Here is a 269-nt window from a genome sequence, read left to right on the forward strand (position 1 = left end):
CGGCACCCTGGCCGCCAACCCCAGCTGCCTGTATCCGGACGCCGTGCGCGCCACCGTGCTGCTCGAGGCGCCGCTGCATTTCGAGCCGAGCACCTGCTGCTTCTCGCCGCTGATCAAGCAAACTCCCGATGCGCGCAAGATCGCCGTCACCTTCGGCCAGGTGCCCGGCGTGTTCCTGAACATGATGAGCGCAATGGCCGAGCCCCAGGCCTTCCAGTGGGAGCGCACGCTCGTCCGCTGCATGTCCATGGCCCCCCCCCAGGCGCTGG

General features: G+C 69.1%; 1 pseudogene. It reads left to right on the forward strand.

Annotated elements, in window-relative coordinates:
• Window positions 1-269: pseudogene (locus KVT32_RS30220) on the forward strand (alpha/beta hydrolase); the annotation flags it as partial.

This window comes from Achromobacter sp. GbtcB20 (assembly GCF_019091095.1).
Lineage (GTDB): Bacteria > Pseudomonadota > Gammaproteobacteria > Burkholderiales > Burkholderiaceae_B > Achromobacter > Achromobacter mucicolens.